General features: G+C 61.8%; 5 protein-coding genes. 3 read left to right on the top strand and 2 right to left on the bottom strand.

The window, feature by feature from the left end; all coding sequences use genetic code 11:
- Both waaF and glnE read right to left on the bottom strand, forming a co-directional pair.
- The gene (gene waaF, locus J7E36_RS01735; RefSeq protein ID WP_214999279.1) at nucleotides 1–1,035 is read right to left on the bottom strand and encodes a lipopolysaccharide heptosyltransferase II; all 1,035 of its coding nucleotides are present in this window, start codon (nucleotides 1,033–1,035) and stop codon (nucleotides 1–3) included.
- 249 nt (nucleotides 1,036–1,284) lie between these two features.
- Complete coding sequence (gene glnE / locus J7E36_RS01730) at nucleotides 1,285–4,236, bottom strand: bifunctional [glutamate--ammonia ligase]-adenylyl-L-tyrosine phosphorylase/[glutamate--ammonia-ligase] adenylyltransferase (protein WP_214999277.1); 2,952 nt, start codon at nucleotides 4,234–4,236, stop codon at nucleotides 1,285–1,287.
- A 382-nt stretch (nucleotides 4,237–4,618) separates the two neighbouring features.
- Here glnE and aceE point away from each other — a divergent pair, with 382 nt between their 5' ends.
- The 3 genes from aceE to J7E36_RS01715 all read left to right on the top strand — a co-directional run bounded on the left by aceE (nucleotide 4,619) and on the right by J7E36_RS01715 (nucleotide 10,611).
- Nucleotides 4,619–7,264, top strand: coding sequence for a pyruvate dehydrogenase (acetyl-transferring), homodimeric type (gene aceE, locus J7E36_RS01725; RefSeq protein ID WP_214999275.1), 2,646 nt, complete (start codon nucleotides 4,619–4,621; stop codon nucleotides 7,262–7,264).
- 11 nt (nucleotides 7,265–7,275) lie between these two features.
- Nucleotides 7,276–8,919 (top strand): dihydrolipoyllysine-residue acetyltransferase, encoded by a 1,644-nt coding sequence (gene aceF, locus J7E36_RS01720; protein WP_214999273.1) that lies wholly within the window; start codon nucleotides 7,276–7,278, stop codon nucleotides 8,917–8,919.
- Between the two features lie 300 nt (nucleotides 8,920–9,219).
- Nucleotides 9,220–10,611 carry an alkaline phosphatase D family protein gene (locus tag J7E36_RS01715; protein WP_214999271.1) on the top strand — a complete coding sequence of 464 codons (1,392 nt, stop codon included), beginning with the start codon at nucleotides 9,220–9,222 and terminating at the stop codon, nucleotides 10,609–10,611.
- The last annotated feature ends 22 nt before the right edge of the window (nucleotides 10,612–10,633 follow it).

Genomic DNA, 10,633 nt, shown 5'->3' with positions numbered 1-10,633 from the left:
TTACTGAACCTCCACGGGTGTGCTCTGCAAACGCTCCAGGGCATCGCTCACCGACGGCGGCATGAGTTGGCGCAGGCAGTTGTAATGACCGAAACGGCAGGTGCGATCAAAGCACGGACTGCATTCCAGGCCCAGGCGCACGATCTCGACCTGATCGGCCAATGGCGGCGTAAAGCCTGGCGAGGTGGAGCCGTAGACCGCCACCAACGGGCGATTCAGGGCGGCAGCCACGTGCATCAGGCCGGAGTCGTTGGAGACCACCGAATCAGCGCAGGACAGCAGGTCGATGGCCTCGGCCAGGGACGTGTCGCCACTGAGGTTCACCGACTCTTCCCGCAGCCCCGGGATCAGCCGTGAGCGGATGTCCTCGCCCACCGGGTGATCCTTTTTCGAGCCGAACAGCCAGACTTGCCAACCGTCCCGAATCTTCGCCTCGGCGACCTGGGCGTAGTGCTCGGCCGGCCAGCGCTTGGACTCGCCGAACTCGGCCCCCGGACACAGGGCTAACACCGGACGATCCAGGCTCAGGCCGAATTTGGCCAGCGCTGCAGCGCGGCTCACCGGATCGATGGCAAGGCTTGGGCGCGGGTACGGCGTGGGCAACTCGGCCCCGCGCTCGTAGGCCAGGGCCATGAAGCGCTCGATCATCAGTGGGTAACGTTCCTTGTCCAGCCTGCGCACGTCGTTGAGCAAACCGTAGCGGAACTCGCCGCGCCAGCCGGTGCGCTTGGGGATGCCGGCAAAGAACGGCACCAACGCAGACTTCAGCGAGTTGGGCAACAGGATCGCCTGGTCATATTGACCGGCGAGGGATTTGCCGATGCGTCGACGGGTCGCCAGCTCAAGCGCGCCGTGGCCGAGCGGGAAGCTCAAGGCCTTGCGTACCTGAGGCATGCGCTCCAGGATCGGCCGGCTCCACTCGGGGGCCAGGACGTCGATTTCGCACTGCGGATGGCGCTGTTTCAGGCACTGGAACAGGGTCTGCGCCATCACCATGTCACCGACCCAACTGGGCCCAACGATCAGAATATTCATGTGGCTTCCAAAAACGCTACGGGGAGGCCTACGCCTCCCCGCCTCGAGAATCACTGTGGCTTAGGTTTTGCCTGTTGCCTTCAATCTACAACACACCGTGAATCCATTGTGGGAGCGAGCTTGCTCGCGATGGGGCCGGCACACTCAACATCCATGTCGCCTGCGCCACCGCTTTCGCGAGCAAGCTCGCTCCCACAGGGTTATTCATCCAACCCGAGTGCAACAAACACCCACTCCCACATTCAATACTCAGCTCAGCCCCAGCTCCCGCCAGATCCGTAGCACCTGCCGGCGCTCCTCCACGAACTGGTCGCCTGTAATCACCCCGGCTTCTTTCTGCAAGGCCTGGCGGTGAGCGGCGGCGCGGTAGGCTTTATAAGCCTCGCGCAACAGGGTGGTGTCTTCGGCTGGCATCAGCCCGACGTCCTGCAACCCTTCCAGGATGCGGATGTTGTCGGTGTAGCGCAGCAGTGACGGGTGTTCCTCGGACCACGCCAGGGCCGCGTATTGCACCATAAATTCAATATCGACGATACCTCCGGCGTCCTGCTTGAGGTCGAAGGGCGCCGAGGCCTCGAAGGCATTTGGCGCGGTACCGGCGCCGGTGGCCTTGCTGCCGAGGTTATCGCGCATCTTGGCGCGCATCTCGCTGACCTCCTGGCGCAACGTGGGCAGATCCCGCTTGCGCCCCAACACCTGGGCGCGGACTTTTTCGAATGCGCTGCCCACATCCTGGCTGCCCACCAGCACCCGGGCCCGCACCAGCGCCTGATGCTCCCAGGTCCAGGCTTCATTTTCCTGGTAACGGGCAAACGCCCCGAGGGAGCTGACCAACAACCCCGACGCCCCGGACGGACGCAAGCGCATGTCCACTTCATAAAGCTGTCCGGAATTGGTCTGAGCCGTCAGCAAGTGAATGATCCGCTGGCCAAGCCGGGTGAAGAACTGTGCGCCGTCGATCGGTTTCGGGCCATCGGTTTCCGCCTGGGGATCGCCATCGTGGATGAACACCAGGTCCAGGTCGGAACCATGCCCCAATTCCAGGCCGCCGACTTTCCCATAACCGACAATGATGAAGCCCGGATCGCACAAGCTGCCGTCGGTGCGCAGCGGCACGCCATGCTTGGCCGCCGTCTGGCGCCAGGCCAACGCCAGCACCTGCTCGAGAATCGCCTCGGCCAGCCAGGTCAGGTAATCACTGACTTTCATCAGCGGCAGGCTGCCGGCGATTTCCGACGCCGCCACCCGCAGACGGTGGGCCAGCTTGAAATGCCGCAGCGCCTCCATTTGCTGTTCCAGATCATCCTCGGGGATCCGCGTCAGGCGCTCACGCAATTCCGCCGCCAGCTCCGGCGCCAGTGGCGGCTTGAACAAGCGGCCCTCGTTGAGCAACTCATCGAGCAGCAAAGGAAAGCGGGTGATCTGCTCGGCGATCCACGGACTCGCCGCGCATAGCGTCAGCAAGCGTCGCAAGGCGCCGGGATTTTCCGTCAGCAGCACCAGGTAAGCCGAACGCCGGGCAACCGCCTCCACCAGCGGCAGAACCCGCTCAAGCACCAGATCCGGGTTGGCATGCTCCACCGCCTGGGCCAGCAGCCGGGGGATGAAGGCATCCAAGCGCTCGCGACCCAGGCGCTGCATGGCGCGCAGCTGTGGACTGCCGCGCAGGACGGCGAGCGCCTTGAGGGCCTTGGCCGCATCGGCGAAGCCGCCCTCCTCCAACTGACGGCACGCGGCCTCTTCATCCTGGCTGTCTTCCCACAAAGGCAGCCATTCGCCGCCCACCACCACTTCGCTCTCACCGCCCTCCTCTTCATCCGGGTCAGCAATGACCTGGCCAAAATGCCAGGCCACCCGCTCACGCCAGTGCATCAATCGCTCATGGAACGCCGCCCAATCGGCAAAACCCAGCATGAACGCAATACGCGCCTGATCCTGCGGACTGTCCGGGAGCATCTGGGTCTGGCGGTCGCCGATGGCCTGGATCGCGTGTTCGGTATAACGCAGGAATTCATAGCCCTGACGCAGCTCATCGACCACCTTGGCCGGCAGATAACCCTGGCCTTCCAGAGTGCCCAGCACTTTCAGCAGCGGACGCTGTTGCAGGCTCAGGTCGCGACCGCCATGGATCAGCTGGAACGCCTGGGCAATGAACTCCACCTCACGAATGCCCCCCGAGCCCAGCTTGATGTTGTCGGCCATGCCCTTGCGCCGCACTTCCTGCTGGATCAACTGCTTCATGGTCCGCAGCGCTTCGATGGCGGAGAAGTCCAGGTAACGGCGATAGACGAACGGGCGCAGCATGTCGAGCAGTTGCGCACCGGCGACCTGGTCGCCCGCCACCACCCGCGCCTTGATCATCGCGTAGCGTTCCCAGTCGCGACCCTGGTCCTGGTAATACTGTTCCAGGGCGTTGAAGCTGAGCACCAGCGCACCGGCCGAACCATAGGGGCGCAGGCGCATGTCGACGCGGAAGACAAAACCGTCAACGGTGATCGGGTCCAGGGCCTTGATCAGCCGCTGGCCCACGCGAATGAAGAATTCCTGGTTATCCAGCGGCCGCTTCACGCCGACGGTTTCGCCGCCCTCGGGATAAGCGAAGATGAGGTCGATGTCCGACGACATGTTCAGCTCCACCGCCCCCAGCTTGCCCATGCCAAGGATGACCATCTGCTGCGGCTCGCCGCTACGCCGGCCGGTCGGCGTGCCGAATTGCTGGCTGAGGCGCTGGTACAACCATTGATAGGCTTCGTCGATACAGGTGTCGGCCATGTCCGAGAGGTCGCGACAGGTCTGCACCAGATCGGCCTGGCGGGTCAGGTCACGCCAGATGATCCGCACCTGCTGACGGGTGCGCTGGCGACGCAGGACGCGACCCAGTTCGTCTTCTGTCTCGGCGGCCTTTACCGCGGCGCCGATCTGCCCGCGCATCTCGCCAGCGGCCAGGCTGCGGTCCAGTTCGCCGCTGCGCACCAGCGCCAGCAGCATCGAAGGGTCACGCACACTTTGCTCGATGACAAAGTCACTGGCGGCGGCGATACGATTGAACGCATCCCAGCGCTGCGGCGTCCAGCTCGACAGGCCATGGTCGTCGTCGAGCAAAGCGACCGCCGCACGGAACGACTGCTCGGCCCGACTGACCAATGGCTGGAGAATGACCGGTACCATTTCCGGTATTGGGGCAAGCGAGGGCAGGCTCATGGTCTATCCTTGATCGGCGCGGGAAAGGCTGGATGTAGTGTTTTTTCAAAAACCACTACCTGATCGACTGTCGAACAAAGATGATAAATAGCTGAAAATCTGATTTTATTGGCAGCCGACATCAAGTTTTTACCTGTTCGAGTTGGCTAAAGACCAACAGTAACGATTATTCTCACAACGAAACGAGGGGCCATAAGCCGCTCATGTGTAGTTTTACTACTCGTCTATACATTCGAAAAGCTGAAACGGCCAACGATTTGTAGTAAAACTACACGCCGTCGAATCTACCTTCGGCAATCCAAGAATTTATATCGTCTGCCCACAAGGCCAGTCGCAAACTCAGGCAACCGATTCTGGTAGCCTTTCCGCCCTGGAGCAAGCCATGCAAGACCTCGATCCCGTCGAAACCCAGGAATGGCTGGACGCCCTGGAATCGGTTCTCGACAAAGAAGGCGAAGACCGTGCTCATTATCTGATGACCCGTATGGGCGAACTCGCGACCCGCAGCGGTTCGCAATTGCCCTACGCCATCACCACGCCCTATCGCAACACGATCCCCGTTACCCACGAAGCACGCATGCCTGGCGACCTGTTCATGGAACGCCGCATTCGCTCGCTGGTACGCTGGAACGCGATGGCGATGGTCATGCGCACGAACTTGAAAGATTCTGACCTGGGCGGTCACATCTCCAGCTTCGCCTCCAGCGCCACCCTGTACGACATCGGCTTCAACTACTTCTTCCAGGCCCCGACCGAAGAACACGGCGGCGACCTGATCTACTTCCAGGGTCACACCTCGCCAGGCGTCTATGCCCGTGCGTTCATGGAAGGCCGGATCACCGAAGAACAAATGAACAACTTCCGCCAGGAAGTCGACGGCCAGGGCCTTTCGTCCTATCCGCACCCTTGGCTGATGCCTGATTTCTGGCAGTTCCCGACCGTGTCCATGGGTCTGGGTCCGATCCAGGCGATCTACCAGGCACGTTTCATGAAGTACCTGGAAGCCCGCGGCTTCATCCCGGAAGGCAAGCAGAAAGTCTGGTGCTTCCTGGGCGACGGCGAGTGCGACGAACCGGAATCCCTGGGCGCGATCTCCCTGGCCGGCCGCGAGAAGCTGGACAACCTGATCTTCGTCATCAACTGCAACCTGCAGCGCCTCGACGGCCCGGTTCGCGGCAACGGCAAGATCATCCAGGAGCTCGAAGGCGTGTTCCGCGGTGCCCAGTGGAACGTCACCAAAGTCATCTGGGGCCGTTTCTGGGACCCGCTGCTGGCCAAGGACGTCGACGGCATCCTGCAACGCCGCATGGACGAAGTCATCGACGGCGAGTACCAGAACTACAAGGCCAAGGACGGCGCGTTCGTCCGTGAGCACTTCTTCAACACGCCGGAACTCAAGGCCATGGTTGCCGATCTGTCCGACGACGAGATCTGGAAGCTCAACCGTGGCGGCCACGACCCGTACAAGGTCTACGCGGCGTACCACGAAGCGGTCAACCACAAGGAACACCCGACCGTCATCCTGGCCAAGACCATCAAGGGTTATGGCACCGGTGCCGGCGAAGCGAAGAACACCGCGCACAACACCAAGAAAGTCGATGTCGACAGCCTGAAGTTGTTCCGCGATCGCTTCAGCATCCCGGTCCGGGACGACCAGCTGGAAAACCTGCCGTTCTTCAAGCCCGAAGAAGGCAGCGCCGAAGCCCGTTACCTGAGCGAGCGACGTGCCGCGCTGGGCGGTTTCGTGCCCCAGCGTCGCGCCCAGAGCTTCAGCATCCCGACCCCGCCACTCGATACCCTCAAGGCTATCCTGGACGGCTCGGGCGACCGTGAAATCTCCACCACCATGGCCTTCGTGCGGATCCTCGCGCAACTGGTCAAGGACAAGGAAATCGGCCCGCGCATCGTCCCGATCATCCCGGACGAAGCCCGTACCTTCGGCATGGAAGGCATGTTCCGCCAGCTGGGCATCTACTCGTCCGTCGGCCAGCTCTACGAGCCAGTCGATAAAGACCAGGTGATGTTCTACAAGGAAGACAAGAAGGGCCAGATCCTCGAAGAAGGCATCAACGAAGCGGGCGCCATGAGCTCGTTCATCGCTGCCGGTACTTCGTACTCCAGCCACAACCAGCCGATGCTGCCGTTCTACATCTTCTACTCGATGTTCGGTTTCCAGCGTATCGGCGACCTGGCCTGGGCCGCCGGCGACAGCCGGACCCGTGGTTTCCTGATCGGCGGTACCGCCGGCCGGACCACGCTGAACGGCGAAGGCCTGCAACACGAAGACGGTCACAGCCACATCCTGGCGGCGACCATCCCGAACTGCCGCACCTTTGATCCAACCTACGGCTACGAGCTGGCGGTGATCATCCAGGACGGCATGAAGAAGATGACCGAAGAGCAGCAGGACGTCTTCTACTACATCACCGTGATGAACGAATCCTACCAGCAGCCAGCCATGCCGGCCGGCGCCGAGGAAGGCATCATCAAGGGCATGTACCTGCTCGAGGAAGACACCCGCGAAGCGGCGCACCACGTGCAGCTGATGGGCTCCGGCACCATCCTGCGTGAAGTGCGTGAAGCGGCGAAGATCCTGCGTGAAGAGTTCAACATCGGTGCCGATGTCTGGAGCGTCACCAGCTTCAACGAACTGCGTCGCGACGGCCTGGCCGTAGAGCGCAGCAATCGCCTGCACCCCGGCCAGAAGCCGAAGCTGAGCTACGTCGAAGAATGCCTGAACGGTCGTAAAGGTCCGGTCATTGCTTCTACCGACTACATGAAGCTGTTCGCCGAACAGATCCGCCAGTGGGTTCCGTCCAAGGAATTCAAGGTGCTGGGCACCGACGGTTTCGGCCGTAGCGACAGCCGCAAGAAGCTGCGTCACTTCTTCGAAGTCGACCGTAAGTTCGTTGTGTTGGCAGCCCTGGAAGCCCTGGCTGACCGTGGCGATATCGAACCCAAGGTGGTGGCCGAGGCCATCGTCAAGTTCGGCATCGATCCGGAAAAACGCAACCCACTGGACTGCTGAGGAGAATTTTCGTGAGCGAACTCATTCGCGTACCTGACATCGGCAGCGGTGAAGGTGAAGTAATTGAACTGTTTGTGAAGGTCGGCGACCGTATCGAAGCCGACCAGAGCATCCTGACGCTTGAATCGGACAAGGCCAGCATGGAAGTGCCTGCGCCGAAGGCCGGTGTCATCAAGAGCCTGAAAGTGAAACTGGGCGATCGCCTGAAAGAAGGCGACGAGCTGCTGGAGCTGGAAGTCGAGGGCGCCACTGCGGCGCCTGAAGCGGCCGCGCCTGCCGCAGCCCCGGCGGCGGCTGAAAAGCCTGCTGCCGCACCGGCTGCCGAAGCGGCTCCAGCGCCGGCTGCTGCGCCGGCCGCCGCTTCCGTCCAGGACATCCATGTGCCGGACATCGGTTCGTCGGGCAAGGCCAAGATCATCGAAGTGCTGGTCAAGGTCGGTGACACCGTCGAGGCCGACCAGTCGCTGATCACCCTGGAATCCGACAAGGCCAGCATGGAAATCCCGTCGCCTGCCGCCGGTGTGGTGGAAAGCGTCGAGATCAAGCTGGAAGACGAAGTTGGTACTGGTGACCTGATCCTGAAGCTGAAAGTGGCCGGTGCTTCGGCACCTTCCGCGCCAGCGCCTGCTGCTGCACCGGCTGCCAAGGCCGAAGCGGCTCCGGCTCCGGCTACCGCGCCGGCCGCCAGGGCCGAGGCTGCTCCAGCCCCGACGCCTGCTGCCGCACCTGCGCCCAGCGGTGCCAAGGTGCACGCCGGTCCTGCGGTGCGCCAACTGGCCCGTGAGTTCGGCGTCGAGCTGTCGGCCGTCGGCTCGAGCGGCCCACACGGTCGCGTGCTGAAGGAAGACGTGCAGGCTTACGTCAAGGCCATGATGCAGAAGGCCAAGAACGCACCGGCTGAAGGGGCTTCGGGGGGCGCGGGCATTCCGCCGATCCCGGCAGTGGACTTCAGCCGCTTCGGCGAGACCGAAGAAGTGGCAATGACGCGCCTGATGCAGATCGGCGCGTCGAGCCTGCACCGCAGCTGGCTGAACATCCCGCACGTAACCCAGTTCGACCAGGCCGATATCACCGAGCTGGAAGCTTTCCGCGTCGCGCAGAAAGCCGTGGCTGAAAAAGCCGGCGTGAAGCTGACCGTACTGCCACTGCTGCTCAAGGCCTGCGCACACCTGCTCAAGGAGCTGCCGGACTTCAATGCGTCCCTGGCCCCAAGCGGCAAGGCTGTGATCCGCAAGAAATACGTGCACATCGGCTTTGCCGTCGACACCCCGGAAGGCCTGCTGGTACCGGTCATCCGCAACGTCGATCAGAAAAGCCTGCTGCAACTGGCTGCCGAAGCGGCTGCCCTGGCCGAAAAGGCCCGGAACAAGAAGCTCACCGCAGACGACATGCAGGGTGCCTGCTTCACGATCTCCAGCCTCGGGCACATTGGCGGTACCGGCTTCACGCCGATCGTCAACGCGCCGGAAGTGGCGATCCTCGGTGTGTCCAAGGCCACCATCCAGCCGGTCTGGGACGGCAAGGCGTTCCAGCCGAAGCTGATGCTGCCCCTGTCGCTGTCCTACGATCACCGGGTGATCAACGGCGCCGCCGCTGCACGCTTCACCAAGCGCCTGAGCGACCTGCTGGGCGACATCCGCACCATCCTGCTGTAATCCCGGGCGGCCCTCCCTGCGGAGGGCCATTCGGAGCGCTGTTTTCCGAGCGCCACGCTCGTACCTCAACCCCGCCCATCTGGCGGGGCTTTTTTTGCCCGGAGAAAAGATCAGACACTGCAGAACCTTCCTACCCCTCCCCGCATAAATGACTACATCCCCTATTAGTCATTACCCACAACTTACGTCCCCTTCCCAACCAATATTTATTCAGCACCGGGCTTTAGCATCGGTACACCGCGACAACTTATCGCTCGCGACAAACACTTTGAAAACGCTGCATTTCGAATGGACTCGAATATGTTCAAACCTACTGTCGGCCCTATCGTCGGGCACACCACAACTGATCACGCACGGATATTCCTGCGGGGTGATCACCACAACAAGCGGGTATTCGCCGGTATTCGTCACCGGCGCCAAGGCGATGCAGCATGGTCCAAAGGCCAATTTGTTCAATTGAAGGCCTACCGCGACATGTCCGATGTCATCGTGCTGAATGGTCTTCAAGCCAGCACCGCCTATGAATATCAAGCGGGCTGGTTCAGCCCGCCAAGCCCGCCCCATACGCTGGAAACCGTTCAGGAGCTGCCGCTGCGGTGGCCCAGTGAAACCTACTGCCTGCGCACGCCAGCCAGGGAGGCCGGCGCGCCACGGGCGTATATCGTCGGCTCCTGCCGATACCTGCGAATCACTGGCGGGTTACCCTCGCTGGCCGGGCTCGGGGACCGAACCTTTGCCGGAATCAATCGCGTCGTGGCGCAAGCCAACCCGCCGATCAGCGCGGTGCTGATGATCGGCGACCAGGTGTATCTCGACGACTTGAATGTGGTGGCCCCGGACCGGACCTACAAGCACATTCTCTTCAAATACCGCACGGCTTTTTCCCAACCGCACATCCGGCGATTGATGTCCGAAGTGCCGACTTACATGATCCTCGACGACCATGAAATCGAAGACAACTGGCCCGCCAACAAAACCGTCAACGATGAGGTGCTCTATGCCAATGCCATGAGTGCCTACGCGCTTTATCAGGCCAGCCATGGTCCTGCCCACGAACGTCTGGGCGACGGAACGCTGAATAAGTCGTTGACGCGATACTGGTACCCGTTCGCCCATGGCGATGTCGAATGGTTCGTCACCGACAGCCGCACCCAGCGCAACCTGTCGGCGCAGGATCGACGCATTCTGGATGACGAACAGGAGAGGGCGCTGCTCAACTGGCTGGTCAGCAGCCCTGCCCGGGTCAAATTTGTCGTCACCAGCGTCATGTTCTATCCCGACAGCAAGCGCAATGACGGAGATGCCTGGCAGGCTTTCCCACAGCAGCGCCTGCGCCTGCTGGAAACCATCCGCAGCCACGCTATCAAAAACGTGATCTTCGTCTCGGGCGACGTCCACGGCTCCATGACCAGCCGCCTGCGTCACAGCGGGGATCCTGATTTCGAGGTCAACACCGTGGTGTCGTCGCCGTTCTACAACAGCAAGTTGTTGCCTTATGCCAAGGCCACAGATTTTGTCTTTGACAGGCCCATGGCCCGGACGCAAAGCGGTGAATATGTTTATGAACTGACCAGCAACGTCGTCAGCCAGGACAACTTCGCCCGCCTGGACGTCACGGCCCAGAGCGTTCAAGTCACTTTTCACAACCGTGACGGCATGCCCTTGCAGACCGTCGATATCCCGTTGCGATGACAAGCGGGAGCCGCTTCCGTGC

This window comes from Pseudomonas fluorescens, from assembly GCF_018614775.1.
In the GTDB taxonomy this organism is placed as follows: Bacteria; Pseudomonadota; Gammaproteobacteria; order Pseudomonadales; family Pseudomonadaceae; genus Aquipseudomonas; species Aquipseudomonas fluorescens_BY.
This window is presented reverse-complemented; position numbering and strand designations above follow the sequence as displayed.